Source organism: Nocardioides sp. WS12 (assembly GCF_014108865.1).
Lineage (GTDB): Bacteria > Actinomycetota > Actinomycetes > Propionibacteriales > Nocardioidaceae > Nocardioides.
This window is the reverse complement of record NZ_CP053928.1, coordinates 1,878,113-1,892,576: the sequence shown is the minus strand read 5'-3', so window position 1 is coordinate 1,892,576 and position 14,464 is coordinate 1,878,113. Positions and strand designations below refer to the sequence as shown.

Here is a 14,464-nt window from a genome sequence, read left to right as displayed (position 1 = left end):
ACGAACTAGCGTGAAGGTGTGAACTCGGCGCTGTCACCGCGACCTCCCACGCTCTGGGAAGAGGGTCGCCAGCCTGCGCGTGAACTCATCGCCCTCGCGATGGCGCTGCTGCTGACCGCGACCGTCCTCGACCTCGTCCTCAGTGACGGACTCGGCCTGTTCTACGACCTGGCGTTCGTGACGATCTGCGTCGGCGTCGCACTGCTGGTCAAGCCGTCCGACTTCTTCCCGGTCGGTGTCCTGCCGCCGCTGGCCATGCTGTTCGTGGCCTTGCTGCTCGGGATCAGCGAGCCGGGCTCGATCGCCCGCAGCGATGACGGCTTCGTCCAGGCCACCGTTTCCGGGCTGTCAGGACATGCCCTCGCCCTGGTCTTCGGGTACGCCGCCTGCCTGGCTCTGCTCGCCGTACGACGGTCGTTCCTGCTCCGCCACCCGCGCTGACCTGATCGACGGATCAGGCGAAGCGGTCAGGGTCGCCGGCCCCGCGGCGGATGATCTCGGGCGCGCCTTCCGACCAGTCCACGACCGTGGTCGGCTCGGCGGGGGTCTCCCCCGCTTCGACCACGATGTCGACCGCGTGGTCGAGGTCTTCCTTGATCTCCCAGCCCATGGTGCGCGGCTCGGTCTCGCCCGGCAGGATCAGCGAACTCGACAGCAACGGCTCATCGAGCAGGTCGAGGATGGCCTGGACGACGGTGTGGTCAGGGATGCGCACGCCCACGGTCTTCTTCTTGGGGTGCAGCAGTCGCCGCGGCACCTCGGGGGTGCCGGGCAGGATGAACGTGTAGGGCCCGGGCGTCACGGCACGGATCGCGCGGAACGCCGCGTTGTCGACGTGGACCAGTTGACCGAGCTGGCTGAAGTCGCGGCACACCAGGGTGAAGTGGTGGCGGTCGTCGAGCCCGCGAATCTTGAGGATCCGGTCGCGGCCGTCACGGTTGCCGACCCGGCAGCCCAGGGCGTAACCCGAGTCCGTCGGGTACGCGATCAGCGCGTCGTCGTGGAGTGCGTCGACGATCTGCTGAATCGATCGCGGCTGCGGGTTGTCCGGGTGGACGTCGAGATAGCGAGCCATCAGAGCCGTACGGCGGTCTTGGTGCTGCGTCCTGCGGCCTTGAGGTCGCGATGCAGCTCCTTGGGCAGCGAGAAGGCCAACGTCTCCTCTGCGGTCTGGACCGCCCGGGCGTCGGGGTAGCCGCGCTCGGCAAGGTAGGCCAGGACCTCGGTCACGAGGTGATCGGGCACTGAGGCACCGGAGGTGACGCTCACCGTGGCGGCACCGTCGAGCCAGGTCTCGTCCAGCTCTGACACGTCGTCGATGCGGTACGACGCCTTGGCGCCGACCTCGAGGGCCACCTCGACCAGGCGCACCGAGTTGGACGAGTTGGCGGAGCCGACCACGATCACCAGGTCAGCAGCGGCACCGATCTCCTTGACCGCCACCTGGCGGTTCTGGGTGGCGTAGCAGATGTCGTCGCTCGGCGGATCCTCGAGTTGCGGGAACTTCGCGCGCAAACGCCGGACCGTCTCCATCGTCTCGTCGACGCTCAGCGTCGTCTGGGAGAGCCAGGCGAGCTTGGCATCGGCGGGGAACTCCAGGTGGTCCACGTCATCAGGGTGCTCAACGAGGACGGTCTGGTCAGGGGCCTCCCCGGCGGTGCCCTCGACCTCTTCGTGTCCGGCGTGCCCGATGAGCAGGATGGTGTAGCCATCGGCCGCGAATCGAACGGCCTCCCGGTGCACCTTCGTGACCAGCGGACATGTCGCGTCGATGGTCTTCAGGTCCCGCTCGGCCGCCTCGTTGACAACGGCGGGCGAGACACCGTGGGCCGAGAAGACAACGGTGGCGCCCGCAGGGACCTCGTCGAGCTCCTCGACGAAGATCGCGCCCCGCGCCTCGAGGTTGGCCACGACGTGCTTGTTGTGGACGATCTGCTTGCGCACGTAGACGGGCGAGCCATAGAGGTCGAGCGCCTGCTCGACGGTCACGACCGCGCGGTCGACACCCGCGCAGTAACCGCGGGGTGCCGCCAGCAGCACCTCGCGCTGGCCTTCCTCGATCAGGCGAGGGGTCCCCAGGTCGATGCTCATGGCTCCAGTCTATCGGCGCGCGAGCGGGCACCCGAATCGGTAAAAACGAACCGACCCGGTTCGCAGGAGCGAACCGGGTCGGTGTGTTGCAATGCTGCAGATCAGGCCTTGTCGGCGTCCTCGTCGGACTCCTCGGCAGCGACCTCGTCGGTGGCCTCCTCGACGGGAGCCTCCTCGGTGGCCTCGACCTCGGCGACCTCGGTCTCGACGACCTCGGCCTCAGGGGTCTCCTCGACCGGAGCAGCCTCGACGGCGGGCTCGGCCTTGGGTGCCTTCGGAGCGGACGGGGCGAACGCCTCGGTCACGAGCTCGATCACGGCCATGGGGGCGTTGTCGCCCTGGCGCGGACCGATCTTCGTGATCCGGGTGTAGCCACCCGGACGCTCGGCGAACGTCGGCGCGATGTCCGCGAACAACGTGTGCACGACACCCTTGTCGCGGATGGTCTTGAGGACCTCGCGACGCTGGTGCAGCGGGTTCTCGCCAGCGTGAGCCTTCTTCGCCTTGGTGATCAGCTTCTCGGCGTAGGGCCGCAGCGTGCGGGCCTTGGCCTCGGTCGTCGTGATCTTGCCGTGCTCGAAGAGAGCGGTGGCGAGGTTCGCGAGGATGAGGCGCTGGTGCGCCGAGCTACCGCCGAGGCGGGGGCCCTTCTTGGGCTTGGGCATTGCTTTTCTCGATTCTCCCCGGCCGTGTCAGGTACCGGGATAGTGGATGTCCCAGAGGGACGGATTCAGAGGCCGGCAGCGTGTCGGGAGGCGTCGGCGGCAGCTTGCTGCCCCCTCTGCGCCGAAGACACGCTCGGCCCGTTCAACTCAGAACTCTTCGGACTCGATGAACGACTCGTCGTCCTCGTCGTCCGAGTAGTTGGCGAGAGCAGCCGACGGGTCGAAGCCCGGGGCGCTGTCCTTGAGGGACAGACCCATCTCGTGCAGCTTGGCCTTGACCTCGTCGATGGACTTCGCACCGAAGTTGCGGATGTCCAGCAGGTCCTGCTCCGAGCGGCTGATGAGCTCGCCCACGGTGTGGACGCCCTCGCGCTTGAGGCAGTTGTAGGACCGAACGGTGAGCTGCAGGTCCTCGACCGGGAGGGCGAGGTCAGCGGCGAGCTGCTCGTCCACGGGCGAGGGGCCGATGTCGATGCCCTCGGCCTCGACGTTGAGCTCACGGGCCAGGCCGAAGAGCTCGACCAGCGTCTTGCCGGCCGACGCGATGGCGTCGCGGGGCAGGATCGACGGCTTGGTCTCGACGTCGATGACGAGCTTGTCGAAGTCGGTGCGCTGCTCGACGCGGGTGGCCTCGACCTTGTAGGTCACCTTCAGCACGGGGCTGTAGATCGAGTCGACCGGGATGCGGCCGATCTCGTTGTCGGCGCCCTTGTTCTGGACGGCGGAGACGTAGCCGCGGCCACGCTCGACGACGAGCTCGAGCTCGAGCTTGCCGTTGTCGCCCAGGGTCGCGAGCTTCAGCTCCGGGTTGTGGACCTCGACACCGGCCGGGGGCGCGATGTCGGCACCGGTGACGTCACCGGCACCCGACTTGCGGAGGTACATGGTGACGGGCTCGTCGTGCTCCGAGGAGACGACCAGACCCTTCAGGTTGAGGATGATCTCGGTGAGGTCTTCCTTGACGCCCTCGATGGTCGAGAACTCGTGGAGGACCCCGTCGACCTTGATGCTCGTGACCGAGGCACCGGGGATCGAGGAAAGGAGAGTACGACGCAGCGAGTTGCCGAGCGTGTAGCCGAAGCCAGGCTCGAGGGGCTCGATGACGAAGCGCGACCGGAACTGGTCGACAGTCTCCTCCGACAGGGTGGGGCGCTGTGCGATAAGCACTTGTTTCGTTCCTTTCCGGATCGACCGCTATATGAGGATCCAGATGTGGTGCGGATGGAGAAGAGGGACGTTCAACGCATGTTGCCCCGACCCGCGCTTGCGGAGAAGCGACGGGCCGGAGCAGACATGATCACTTCTTGGAGTAGTACTCCACGATGAGCTGTTCCTGAACGGGCAGGTCGATCTGCTCACGGACCGGCACCGAGTGCACCAGGATCCGCATGCGGGTCGGAACGGCCTCGAGCCATGCGGGAACGATGCGCTCGCCGTGGGTCTCGCGGGCCACGATGAACGGCGTCATCTCGAGCGACTTCTCGCGCACGTCGATGATGTCGTACTGGGTGACCTGGAAGGACGGGATGTCGACCTTCTTGCCGTTGACCGTGAAGTGGCCGTGGTTGACCAGCTGGCGGGCGTGACGACGCGTGCGGGCGAAGCCGGCACGGTAGATCACGTTGTCCAGGCGGCACTCGAGCAGCGTGATGAGGTTGTCGCCGGTCTTGCCCTGGCGACGAGCTGCCTCGACGTAGTACTTGTGGAACTGCTTCTCGAGGATGCCGTACGTGTAACGCGCCTTCTGCTTCTCCTGCAGCTGGTTGCGGTACTCGCTCTCCTTGATCCGCGCGCGGCCGTGCTGGCCGGGAGGGTAAGGACGCTTCTCGAATGCGGCGTCGCCGCCGACGAGGTCCACGCCGAGGCGGCGGGACTTCTTGGTCAGGGGTCCGGTGTAACGGGCCATGTCTCTACGCTCCTAATCTCAGACGCGGCGGCGCTTGGGCGGGCGGCAGCCGTTGTGGGGGGCGGGGGTCACGTCCTGGATGGTGCCGACCTCGAGGCCGATCGCACCCAGCGAACGAATCGCCGTCTCGCGACCCGAACCCGGGCCCTTGACGAAGACGTCGATCTTCTTCATGCCGTGCTCCATCGCCCGACGGCCAGCGGCTTCAGCAGCCATCTGAGCGGCGTACGGGGTGGACTTGCGTGAGCCCTTGAAGCCGACGGTGCCGGCAGAGGCCCACGAGATGACCGCACCCGTGGGGTCGGTGATCGTGACGATCGTGTTGTTGAACGTGCTCTTGATGTGGGCTTCGCCCTGAGCAACGTTCTTCTTTTCCTTGCGGCGCACCTTCTTGGCGCCCGCGCGAGCCTTGGGAGGCATCTATTTTCTCCTTGTCGAAGCTGGTCTGAGGCAGTGAGATCGCACGAGGCGATCGATCACTTGGCCTTCTTCTTGCCGGCAACCGTGCGCTTCGGGCCCTTGCGGGTACGAGCGTTGGTCTTGGTGCGCTGTCCGCGGACCGGAAGGCCCATGCGGTGACGACGACCCTGGTAGCTGCCGATCTCGATCTTCCGACGGATGTCGGCCTGGACCTCACGACGGAGGTCACCTTCGATCTTGATGCCCGCGGCGTCAATGGCGTCGCGGAGCTTGACCAGCTCTTCATCTCCCAGTTCGTGCACGCGGAGGTTGGGGCTGACCCCGGTGACCTCGAGCAGCTGCTGGGAGCGGGTACGGCCGATGCCGTAGATGTAGGTGAGTGCGATCTCGATGCGCTTGTCGCGCGGGAGGTCGACTCCGACGAGGCGTGCCATGAAAGGCGTTCTCCTTGGATTCACGGTGGTGTGGTCGTGATGCGTCTGGGGGTTCTTTCCCAGCTCCGGCCATCCGCTCCGGAGGTGATTCGGTCTCAGCCCGTTGGCGGGGCTTGCGAGACCTAAGCGATCACGTTGATAGATGTGTATTCAGTTGTGGTCACGCAGGGACTTGTTCAGCCCTGGCGCTGCTTGTGACGCGGGTTCTCGCAGATGACCATGACGCGGCCGTGGCGACGAATCACCTTGCACTTGTCACACATCGGCTTGACGCTCGGGTTGACCTTCATGTCAGCCCTTTCTAGCTAGTGGCGGTAACGGTGAGCCGGTGGCTCACTTGTAGCGGTAGACGATCCGCCCACGGGAGAGGTCGTACGGTGAGAGCTCCACCACCACACGGTCCTCAGGGAGGATCCGGATGTAGTGCTGGCGCATCTTTCCGCTGATGTGAGCGAGGACCTTGTGGCCGTTGCTCAACTCCACGCGGAACATGGCGTTCGGAAGGGCCTCCACGACGGAGCCCTCCATCTCGATGACGCCTTCCTTCTTGGCCATGTCTCACAATCTTGTTGGGAACGTTGTCTACCGGTGGTCCGGGAACCTCTCCCCGCACGCCTGAGAAACAGGTGTTGCGCGAAGTGGACCTCGCAAGTTGTGCACCACACACGAACCCACGTTGGACCGACACGCCAGTTTATGCATTCCGACCCGTGAACACCCAATCTGCGAGCGTGCAGGGGTCAGCCGGCGAGCAGGGTCAGGGTCTGTTCCCGGGCCGCAGCAGAGCGCGGATCGCCCCCGGCGAACGCGCCGGCGACCGGATTGACCATCACTTCGTCGACGTCGTACGTCGCCGCGAGCGACTCGAGCGCGGCGCGGGCCGACGAGGGGTCGCCGATCACCCAGCGACTCCGCATGGCGTCGATCAGCTCCTGGTGGCCGTCCGGCAGGCCGGCCTCCACGATCAGTTCGGCGTCCTCGACGACCCGCTGGGCCGCCAGCGGGCGCCCCGTCCGCAGGGCGGCCATCTGGAGCAGCTGGGGCAGCGCGAGGCGCTCGGCCTCCTCGGTCGTGGGCGCGACCGAGGCGTTCACGGTGAGGAAGGTGCGCGGCTCGGCCAGCGCCGCCGACGGCTGGAACGTGGAGCGGTACAGCTCCAGAGCCTCCTTGGTCCCCGAGCCACTGAAGTGGTGGGCGAAGACGTAGGGCCGCCCCTTGGCGGCAGCGAGCTGGGCGGAGTAGTCGGAGGACCCCAGCAACCAGATCTGCGGCACCGAGGTCGCGGCGGGGGTCGCCTTCAGGATGTGCTCGCGGCCACGCAGGGCCAGGCCCACGCCGGCCGGCTCCATCATCGCGAGCACGTTGTCGACGTACTCGGGGAAGCGGGAGACCGCCTCGTCCGTGACGCCGCCGGCGCCGTGGCGCAGCGCCCAACTGGTCACCGGGTCGGTGCCGGGCGCGCGCCCGATGCCCAGGTCGATCCGGTCGGGAAAGGTCGCTTCGAGCAGCGCGAACTGTTCGGCAACGACCAGCGGGGCGTGGTTCGGGAGCATCACTCCCCCGGAGCCGACCCGGATCCGGTCGGTCACCGACGCGATCAGGCCGATCAGCACCGCCGGGTTGGTCGCGGCCACAGCCGGCATGTTGTGGTGCTCGGCGATCCAGAAACGGCGGTAGCCGAGGGCATCGGCCGTGCGCGCCAGAGCCAGGGTCGCGGCGACCGCGTCACCGGTGGACTGGTCGCTGCGGACCGGCACGAGGTCCAGGACGGAGAGGTGGGGTCCGGAGGTTGTCATCCCTGACCCAAGGCGAAATCGCGCCCCGGCATTCCCCGACCGGTCGGCCAGTCGGCAGCGCGGCGGGAGACGTCGGCGGCAGCTTGCTGCCCGTCCTGCGTCGGAGACGCGCTCGACAAGTCAATCAGTCGTCGGAGGTGGCGCTGCGCTTGGCCAGGAGCAGCCCGGCGCCGAGCGCGAGGAGGCACAACAACCCGAGCACCATCAGGTCCATCAGGTAGTGACCGCCACCGCCGAGGGCGATCCAGTCCTCCTTGTCGGTGCCTTCGGTCTCGCGGGTGAAGTCCATCGCGGAGGCCGCGGCGGCGTACCCCCAACGCGACGGCGACAGCCACGCGATCGGCTCGAGCAGGACGCGGCCGGCGATCTCGAACAACGCGCCCGAGAGCACCAACTGGACCATCACCATGCCGACCAGCGCGGGCATCGTCTGCTCCGTGCTGGTGACCAGCGCGGACAGTGCGAGACCGATGACCACCATCGTGAAGGTCAGCGACGCGATGGCGATACCGACCCGAAGGGTGCCCACGTCGCCGTCGGCACCCGGCAGTCCGACCGTGGCGAGGAACGTGACCAGCAGGCCCTGGACGAAGCCGGCCGTACCGAGGACCAGCACCTTGCTGATGAAGTAGACGCCGGGCGAGAGGCCGACGGCGTACTCGCGCTTGAAGATCGGCCGCTCCCCCACGAGTTCGCGAATCGCGAGCGCCGTGCCCATCAGGCAGGCGGCGACGATCAGCACGATCAGCCGTTGGGAGGCCTCACCGGTTGCGAACGACTCGACCACCGACCCGTCGGGAAGGGTCCGTTCCCTTGCCGTCGCGTCGAGGGACAGGCCATTGCTGCCGGGAACGAGACGACTGAGCCCACCGAGGATCAGGGGCAACAGGATCAACATGCCCAGCAGGAGCTTGTCGGCGAACACGACCGCCAGGTTGCGCTTGATCAGGGTCGACAACTGACGCGACACGGACTGGCGCGGCGGGGCGGGCACCGAGCCCGCGTGCGACTGCCGCGGGACCGACGACGTGTCGACCGCGTGCTGCGGCACCGGGATCCGGCTCCACAGGTCGGGGTCGTCGAGGAGGTCGAACACCTCGGGATAGTTCGTCTTCCCGAAGTGGGCGAGTACGCCGTCCGGTGGGCCGAAGTACGCGATCCGGCCGCCGGGCGCGAGGACCAGGACGTTGTCGCACACGTCGAGGGCGAGCACCGAGTGCGTCACCACCATCACGACGCGACCGTCGTCGGCGAGGCTGCGCAGCTGCCGCATGACCTCGAGGTCCAGCCCCGGATCCAGGCCCGACGTCGGCTCGTCGAGGAACAGGAGCGGCGGTGCGGTGAGCAGTTCGGTCGCGATCGAGACCCGCTTGCGCTGGCCACCCGAGAGCTGGGTGCCGATCCGGTTCTCCATCCGCTGCACCAGCTGGAGCTGGTTCGCGACGTGGTTGACCCGCGCGTCCCACTCCTGCGCCGTGGTGTCCGGCGGGAGCCGCAGCTGGGCCGCGTACCGCAGCCCCTGTCGGACCTTGAGTTGCGGATGCAGGATGTCCTGTTGCGGCACCAGACCGATCTGGAAGCGCAGCTGGTCGTAGTGCTGGTAGAGGTCGTGCCCCTGCCAGATGACGCGACCGTGGCTGGCCGGCTTGAGACCGGTCAGCGCGCCCAGCAGGGTGGACTTGCCGGCACCCGACGGCCCGATGACGGCGGTCAGGCTGCGTGGCTCGAGCTTGAACGAGATGTTCTCGATCAGGCGCTTGCCGCCGGCCACGACCTGGGTGAGGCCGTCGGCGTACAGCGTGAACTCGTGGGCGGTCGCCGAGGCGACCAGTTGGTGGCCGTCCCAACGGAAGGTCTGGTTGCCGACGATGACCTCGGAACCGACCGGGAGCTGGACGGCGCCCTGCAAGCGATGACCGTTGACGAAGGTGCCGTTGAACGAGCCCAGGTCGTGCAGCACCGCCAGGCTCGTCGCCGTCGGCGGGTCGAGTCGCGCATGCCGCCGGCTGACCAGCGCGTCGTCGAGCACGATGTCGTTGGCGTGGTCGCGCCCGATGCTCAGCGACCGCCCGGCCTGGACCTGGGCGGGCAGGACGACGGAGTGTCCGTGCGGGAGCTGTCCCGGAGGCAGCACGCCCACGGGTCGCCAAGCATCCACCGGCGCACCACTCGCAGGCACCTGCGGCGGCGGGAGGTTCTTCCAGAACTCGCCGCCGAGCTGCGCCGGCTGCGGGTTGGGCTGCGGGGTTGGCTGCGGGGTCGGCACGGGCCGGGAGGACTGCACCGGCGGTTGGTACGGCGGCGGCGCCTGCACCCGCGGCTGTTGGTACGCCGGGGGCACGGGGCCCTGCTGGGCCAACACCGTGACGACGACGGCCTCACCCGCTGGGCCACCCACGTTCAGGCTGACCGGGGCGCCTTGCAGCGGAAGTCGGTTGATCCGCTGCCCGGAGACGAAGGTTCCGTTGCTGCTGGAGTCGACGACCACCCACACGCCGTCCTCGACCTGGATGATGGCGTGGTGTCGCGAGGCGCGCCCGTCCGTGACCGGTACGTCGCAGTCGAGCTCACGCCCGATGACGACGCGGGGGCCTTCGAAGGTCCGGGTGGTACCGGACCACTGCACCTGGAGTCGGTCCACGGAGTCCTCGTCGATCGGTTCGGGAGCAGGCTGACGTCACGAAACCCTAATGGATGCCGTGACGCCAGACTGCGTATCCCTAGCGCCAGTCGGGACCCGGGGTGTCGTCGACGTCGTTGACCGCGGCGGGAACAGCAGGCGCGGCCTTCTCGTCGCGGTTCGCGCGCCACAGGCTGGCGACCCCGGTGACGATGAGCGTCACGATGATCACGCCGAGGCTGAACAGCGACGAGATCTCGGGCGCACCGTGCACGCCGTGCCCGTCGTTGATGAAGGACAGCTCGTTCTCGTGCAGGGCGTGCAGGACCAGCTTCACGCCGATGAAGGCGAGGATGAACGCCAGGCCCAGCGACAGGTAGACGAGCTTCTGCAGCAGGCCACCGAGCAGGAAGTACAACTGGCGCAGGCCCATCAGCGCGAACACGTTGGCCGTGAACACGAGGTACGGCTCCTGGGTGATGCCGAAGATCGCGGGAATCGAGTCCAGCGCGAACAGGATGTCGGTGACACCGAGCGCAATGATGACGATCAGGATCGGGGACACGAAGCGCACGCCGTTCTCGGTATACCAGAGGCGCAGGCCGCGGTACTCCTCGCCGACGTTCAGGTGCTTGCGGGCGAAGGAGACGACCGCGTTGTCCTCGGGGTGCTCGTCCTCGTGGCTGCCGTAGGACTTCACGAGCTTGAAGGCCGTGTAGACCAGGAACGCGCCGAAGATGTAGAAGACCCAGCTGAAGTTCTCGATGAGCGTGTAGCCGAGCGCGATGAAGATGCCGCGGAAGATCAGGGCCAGCACGATGCCGACGAGCAACGCCTCCTGCTGGTACTTCCTGGGCACCTTGAGCGCCGCCATCAAGATGATGAAGACGAACAGGTTGTCGATCGACAGGGAGTACTCGGTCAACCAGCCGGTGTAGAACTCGATGCCGTAGTCGTGGCCGTGGTGCAGCCAGATGAACAGGCCGAAGGCGAGCGCCGCGCCGATGTAGAACGAGAGCGCGACCGCGCACTCCTTCATCGTCGGCTCGTGGGGATCGCGCGCGATCACGATGATGTCGAAGAGCAGGACACCGATCGTGGCGACGATCGTGATCGTCCACTCGAGGGTGGTCACATCCATGGAAGCAGTCCTCTTTCAGGGGCTGGAGCGGTCAACAAGATCGCCCGAGGTCTCTTCCGCTGCCCCGTCCAGTCGAGCTGGCCGGGCAACCCACGGGTCCGGATCGAACGGCGACGTTCGATCGTGATGACGAGCCCGCAGCGAAGGAATACTCCCCTCAAGTGGACCGATCCTCCCATGAGCGCCGGGCGCAGCACTAATCCACCGCGAGACCGCTGACCCGCGCCATGGTGGCGAGCTTGGCACCGGTCTCACGCACCTCGGAAGCGGGGTCTGACCCCGTCACGATGCCCGCCCCGGCGAACAGGCGCAACCGATCGCCGTCGATCACGGCGGCGCGGATCGTCACAGCGAACTCGCCGTCACCGTTGCCATCGACCCAGCCGACGCATCCGGCGAACCAGTCGCGCAGGTCGCCTTCGAGGTCCGCGATCACGGCGTTGGCGGCAGCAGTGGGTACGCCGCCCACGGCGGGCGTCGGATGCAGGAGCTGGGCCAGGCGCAGTGCGCTGGGGCCCTCCGCGCCGGCCGCGAGGCGGGCACGGATCGGGGTGGCGAGGTGCCAGACAGTGTCGGTCGAGAGCAGCTCCGGGGTGGCGGGGTACTCGATCTCGACGCACACCTCCTTGAGTGCGTGCACGATCGCCTCGACGACGAACGCGTGCTCGGCGAGGTCCTTGGCCGACTCCCGCAGACCCGCGGCACGCGCCGCGTCCTCGGCTGCGTCGGCGGAGCGCGGCACGGAACCGGCCAGCGGAGTGCAAGAGATGTCGAGGCCGTCGCGGCGCACCAGCAGTTCGGGACTCGCGCCGACCAGGATCGGGCCGTCGGCAGGGGCCGCATCGTCGCTCACCAGCGGGACACTGAAGACATAGCGTCCCGGGCGCGTCTGCAGCAGGCGGTCGATGATCTCGGCAGGCACCAACGGCGGCGAACTGACCACATCGAGGCAGCGGCCGAGCACCACCTTGTGGAGCCAGCCGTCAGCGATCTTGACCAGCGCCTTCTCGACCATGGCCGCATACTCATCGGCCGTCGGGAACTCGGTGACCTGGTAGGTCCGGTCCACCGCCAGCGGAACCGTCGGCCGTTGCAACGCGTGCTCGGCGCCCACCACCTGGTGCGCAAGACCCGGAGCGCCCGCGGCGAAGGACAGCGCGCACAGCGCCCGCTCCCCCGGCGCCAGGGCCGCAACCACGTCGTCGGCCCAACCGACATCAGCCCCGTCAGGCGTGGTCCACGTGTGCAACACCCGGCTGGCGACGTACGCCTCCTCGCCGGAGGCGAAGAGGAAGGGCCGGGCGGCGAGGGCCGCAGGTGTGATCGGGTCCCGCGCCATGACGCCCAGCCTAGTCCGCCCGTTCCAGCGAAACCCCGCGGAGGCTCCGGATGATGCGATAGGAACAGCCTGCGTCGTCGCCTGCAACCGCGGGGCAGCGCGAACAAGGGGGATGTGTCGATGGTTTCTCAGTTCTGCGGCACCTGCGGTGCACCCAACAGCGGTACGCCGTTCTGTCCGGGCTGCGGCACCCGGCACGACGTCGAGGCCAGCACGGCCACGGTTCTGCGGTCTGCGCTGAAGGTCGCTGTCGCCCCTCCGCCCCCTCCCCCGCCGCCCGCGGCCGCCTTCGCGCCAGCGTCGCCCGCATACTCACCGTCATTGCCACACGCGGTCGATGCCACGCCGGTCGTGGGCGCCATCGCACTGATCGCCCTCGCGACGCTCGGTGTTTTCTCCGCCGTGGTGCCTGATTTGGCCCTCCCCGGCAACAACATCGCCATCAGCACCACGTTTGAACTGATCTCCTTCGGATGCGCCGCCGCCCTGTTGGGCGTCCTCGCGCGCCGAGATCGCCCAGCGGTATTGCTCGTCCTGCTCGTGGCGGCCGGATACGTCCTGGCACTTCTCCTGTGGTTCGGTCTGTTCGGACGAACCTGGCTGGCAGACGGCATCGCCTTCTGGGCGTCGGGGCCAATCGGTAACCGCCTACCCCGTGCACTGATCGTGGTCCTCCTGATTCTCGGAACGTCAGTCGTCGGCTACCTCGCCGCGCGGATGACTCGACGTGCTCCCCGCGGAGCAGCCGCAATCCTTGCCGGAATCCTCGCCACCGTCGTGGTCGGACTGGCCATCGCCTTTGACGTTCTCTTCCAGAACGTCAACTCCATCATTGCGACGGTCGTTCCTGTTGCGGCTTGCACGATCACCGGACTCCTCGGGGCCCTGGTGGCCGTCCTCTTGCCGGCAACGACACAACGAGCCCCGATGCAGGCATGGCCCTCAGCCGTCGGTTCGGTAGCCGTGCCGACAGGACCAACGGCCCTGCGCACCAACACGTTCGCCATCCTCGCCCTGGTGTTCGGACTCCTGGGCGGCCTCCTGGCCATCCCGCTCGGCCACATCGCGCGCTCGCAGATCCGCCGGACGGGCGAGGGCGGCGCCGGGATGGCGACGGCCGGACTCGTACTCGGCTACCTGGCCCTCGTGCTCTGGGCGGCGCTGGTGACGTTCCTCGTGATCGCCTACAACTCCATCTGAGGCGACGCGGGACTGCGCGGGGACTGTCAGTCCTCGCCGCCGTAGGGCACGCCGAGCGCCTCGAGGCGGGCCTTGCCACCGTCCTCGGCGGTCAGCACCCACACGCCCGAGTCGGTGAGGGCGAAGGTGTGTTCGTAGTGGGCGGCCCACCGGCCGTCCGAAGTGACCACGGTCCACTCGTCGTCAGCGATGTCGGTGTCGTCGGAGCCGAGGGTGATCATCGGCTCGACCGCCAGCGCGGTGCCCTGCTTGAGACGTGGTCCACGGCCCGCGCGGCCACGGTTCGGAACGTCCGGCTCCATGTGCATCTCGGTGCCGATGCCGTGACCGGTGTAGCCATCGACGATGCCGTAGTTGCCCCGGCTCAGGACGTAGGCCTCGACCGCGGCGGAGATGTCTCCCACCCGGCCACCGACGCGGGCTGCCGCGAGACCACGCCACAGGGATTCCTCGGTCACGTCCATCAGGGTCGCGACCTCGGGCCTGACGTCGCCCACGGCCACCGTGATCGCCGCGTCGCCGTGCCAGCCCTGGACGATCGCGCCGCAGTCGATGGAGATGGCGTCGCCGTCGACCAGGACCCGGCCGCCCGGGATCCCGTGGACGACTTCGTCGTTCACGGAGGCGCAGATGCTCGCGGGGAAGGGCGGGACGCCGTACCCGAGGAACGACGGAATGCCGCCCTGCTCGCGGATGCTCTGCTCCGCGAGCGCATCCAGTTCACCCGTCGTGACGCCCGGACGTACGGCGTCGCGCAGCAGGCTCAGGGTGCGGCCGACCACGAGGCCGGCCACACGCATCGCCCGGACCTGATCGGGGCTCTTGATCTCGATCCGGTGGTCGAACAGCACG

General features: G+C 67.8%; 16 protein-coding genes. 2 read left to right on the top strand and 14 right to left on the bottom strand.

Annotated features, from left to right (window positions below; translation table 11 throughout):
* Window positions 1-18: 18 nt before the first annotated feature.
* Complete coding sequence (locus HRC28_RS09055; protein ID WP_182379775.1) at window positions 19-441, top strand: DUF6542 domain-containing protein; 423 nt, start codon at window positions 19-21, stop codon at window positions 439-441.
* A 13-nt stretch (window positions 442-454) separates the two neighbouring features.
* Here the strand turns inward: HRC28_RS09055 and HRC28_RS09050 are convergent, their stop codons facing one another.
* The 13 genes from HRC28_RS09050 to HRC28_RS08990 all read right to left on the bottom strand — a co-directional run bounded on the left by HRC28_RS09050 (window position 455) and on the right by HRC28_RS08990 (window position 12,412).
* Complete coding sequence (locus tag HRC28_RS09050) at window positions 455-1,075, bottom strand: L-threonylcarbamoyladenylate synthase (protein WP_182379774.1); 621 nt, start codon at window positions 1,073-1,075, stop codon at window positions 455-457.
* Window positions 1,075-2,091: a 4-hydroxy-3-methylbut-2-enyl diphosphate reductase gene (locus tag HRC28_RS09045; RefSeq protein WP_182379772.1), complete on the bottom strand. Its 1,017-nt coding sequence runs from the start codon at window positions 2,089-2,091 to the stop codon at window positions 1,075-1,077. Before HRC28_RS09045 ends, HRC28_RS09050 begins: the two co-directional genes overlap by 1 nt.
* Before the next feature lie 101 nt (window positions 2,092-2,192).
* Entirely contained in the window at window positions 2,193-2,756 is a 564-nt protein-coding gene (gene rplQ / locus HRC28_RS09040) for a 50S ribosomal protein L17 (RefSeq protein ID WP_182379771.1), read from the bottom strand.
* Window positions 2,757-2,903: 147 nt separating this feature from the next.
* The gene (locus HRC28_RS09035) at window positions 2,904-3,923 is read right to left on the bottom strand and encodes a DNA-directed RNA polymerase subunit alpha (protein WP_056707949.1); all 1,020 of its coding nucleotides are present in this window, start codon (window positions 3,921-3,923) and stop codon (window positions 2,904-2,906) included.
* A 130-nt stretch (window positions 3,924-4,053) separates the two neighbouring features.
* On the bottom strand, window positions 4,054-4,662 hold the full coding sequence (rpsD, locus tag HRC28_RS09030) for a 30S ribosomal protein S4 (protein ID WP_182379770.1): 609 nt from the start codon (window positions 4,660-4,662) through the stop codon (window positions 4,054-4,056).
* Between the two features lie 18 nt (window positions 4,663-4,680).
* The gene (rpsK, locus tag HRC28_RS09025) at window positions 4,681-5,082 is read right to left on the bottom strand and encodes a 30S ribosomal protein S11 (RefSeq protein WP_038681087.1); all 402 of its coding nucleotides are present in this window, start codon (window positions 5,080-5,082) and stop codon (window positions 4,681-4,683) included.
* A 56-nt stretch (window positions 5,083-5,138) separates the two neighbouring features.
* The gene (rpsM, locus tag HRC28_RS09020) at window positions 5,139-5,516 is read right to left on the bottom strand and encodes a 30S ribosomal protein S13 (RefSeq protein WP_056707962.1); all 378 of its coding nucleotides are present in this window, start codon (window positions 5,514-5,516) and stop codon (window positions 5,139-5,141) included.
* Between the two features lie 176 nt (window positions 5,517-5,692).
* Window positions 5,693-5,806, bottom strand: coding sequence for a 50S ribosomal protein L36 (rpmJ, locus tag HRC28_RS09015; protein ID WP_056707964.1), 114 nt, complete (start codon window positions 5,804-5,806; stop codon window positions 5,693-5,695).
* 43 nt (window positions 5,807-5,849) lie between these two features.
* Window positions 5,850-6,071 carry a translation initiation factor IF-1 gene (infA, locus tag HRC28_RS09010; protein WP_028656368.1) on the bottom strand — a complete coding sequence of 74 codons (222 nt, stop codon included), beginning with the start codon at window positions 6,069-6,071 and terminating at the stop codon, window positions 5,850-5,852.
* Window positions 6,072-6,256: 185 nt separating this feature from the next.
* Window positions 6,257-7,312 (bottom strand): LLM class flavin-dependent oxidoreductase, encoded by a 1,056-nt coding sequence (locus HRC28_RS09005; protein ID WP_182379768.1) that lies wholly within the window; start codon window positions 7,310-7,312, stop codon window positions 6,257-6,259.
* A gap of 124 nt (window positions 7,313-7,436) precedes the next feature.
* A complete protein-coding gene (locus tag HRC28_RS09000) occupies window positions 7,437-9,953 on the bottom strand; it encodes an FHA domain-containing protein (protein ID WP_182379767.1) in 2,517 nt (838 codons plus the stop codon).
* A 79-nt stretch (window positions 9,954-10,032) separates the two neighbouring features.
* Window positions 10,033-11,073 carry a TerC family protein gene (locus tag HRC28_RS08995; RefSeq protein ID WP_182379765.1) on the bottom strand — a complete coding sequence of 347 codons (1,041 nt, stop codon included), beginning with the start codon at window positions 11,071-11,073 and terminating at the stop codon, window positions 10,033-10,035.
* A gap of 196 nt (window positions 11,074-11,269) precedes the next feature.
* Entirely contained in the window at window positions 11,270-12,412 is a 1,143-nt protein-coding gene (locus HRC28_RS08990) for an isochorismate synthase (protein WP_182379764.1), read from the bottom strand.
* Window positions 12,413-12,532: 120 nt separating this feature from the next.
* Here HRC28_RS08990 and HRC28_RS25345 point away from each other — a divergent pair, with 120 nt between their 5' ends.
* Window positions 12,533-13,612, top strand: a complete 1,080-nt coding sequence (locus HRC28_RS25345) for a DUF4190 domain-containing protein (protein ID WP_237111761.1) — start codon at window positions 12,533-12,535, stop codon at window positions 13,610-13,612.
* 26 nt (window positions 13,613-13,638) lie between these two features.
* On the opposite strand, the gene map is transcribed toward HRC28_RS25345, so the two are convergent.
* Entirely contained in the window at window positions 13,639-14,463 is an 825-nt protein-coding gene (map, locus tag HRC28_RS08980) for a type I methionyl aminopeptidase (RefSeq protein ID WP_202033277.1), read from the bottom strand.
* Window position 14,464 lies beyond the last annotated feature (1 nt).

Excerpts from the sequence above, each read along its gene's own strand:
- HRC28_RS25345 (WP_237111761.1), top strand. The coding sequence starts at position 12,533 with ATGGTTTCTCAGTTCTGCGGCACCTGCGGTGCACCCAACAGCGGTACG.
- rplQ (WP_182379771.1), bottom strand. The coding sequence starts at position 2,756 with ATGCCCAAGCCCAAGAAGGGCCCCCGCCTCGGCGGTAGCTCGGCGCAC.
- rpsM (WP_056707962.1), bottom strand. The coding sequence starts at position 5,516 with ATGGCACGCCTCGTCGGAGTCGACCTCCCGCGCGACAAGCGCATCGAG.
- rpsK (WP_038681087.1), bottom strand. The coding sequence starts at position 5,082 with ATGCCTCCCAAGGCTCGCGCGGGCGCCAAGAAGGTGCGCCGCAAGGAA.
- infA (WP_028656368.1), bottom strand. The coding sequence starts at position 6,071 with ATGGCCAAGAAGGAAGGCGTCATCGAGATGGAGGGCTCCGTCGTGGAG.
- HRC28_RS09005 (WP_182379768.1), bottom strand. The coding sequence starts at position 7,312 with ATGACAACCTCCGGACCCCACCTCTCCGTCCTGGACCTCGTGCCGGTC.
- HRC28_RS09050 (WP_182379774.1), bottom strand. The coding sequence starts at position 1,075 with ATGGCTCGCTATCTCGACGTCCACCCGGACAACCCGCAGCCGCGATCG.
- HRC28_RS08995 (WP_182379765.1), bottom strand. The coding sequence starts at position 11,073 with ATGGATGTGACCACCCTCGAGTGGACGATCACGATCGTCGCCACGATC.
- HRC28_RS09045 (WP_182379772.1), bottom strand. The coding sequence starts at position 2,091 with ATGAGCATCGACCTGGGGACCCCTCGCCTGATCGAGGAAGGCCAGCGC.
- rpmJ (WP_056707964.1), bottom strand. The coding sequence starts at position 5,806 with ATGAAGGTCAACCCGAGCGTCAAGCCGATGTGTGACAAGTGCAAGGTG.
- HRC28_RS08990 (WP_182379764.1), bottom strand. The coding sequence starts at position 12,412 with ATGGCGCGGGACCCGATCACACCTGCGGCCCTCGCCGCCCGGCCCTTC.
- rpsD (WP_182379770.1), bottom strand. The coding sequence starts at position 4,662 with ATGGCCCGTTACACCGGACCCCTGACCAAGAAGTCCCGCCGCCTCGGC.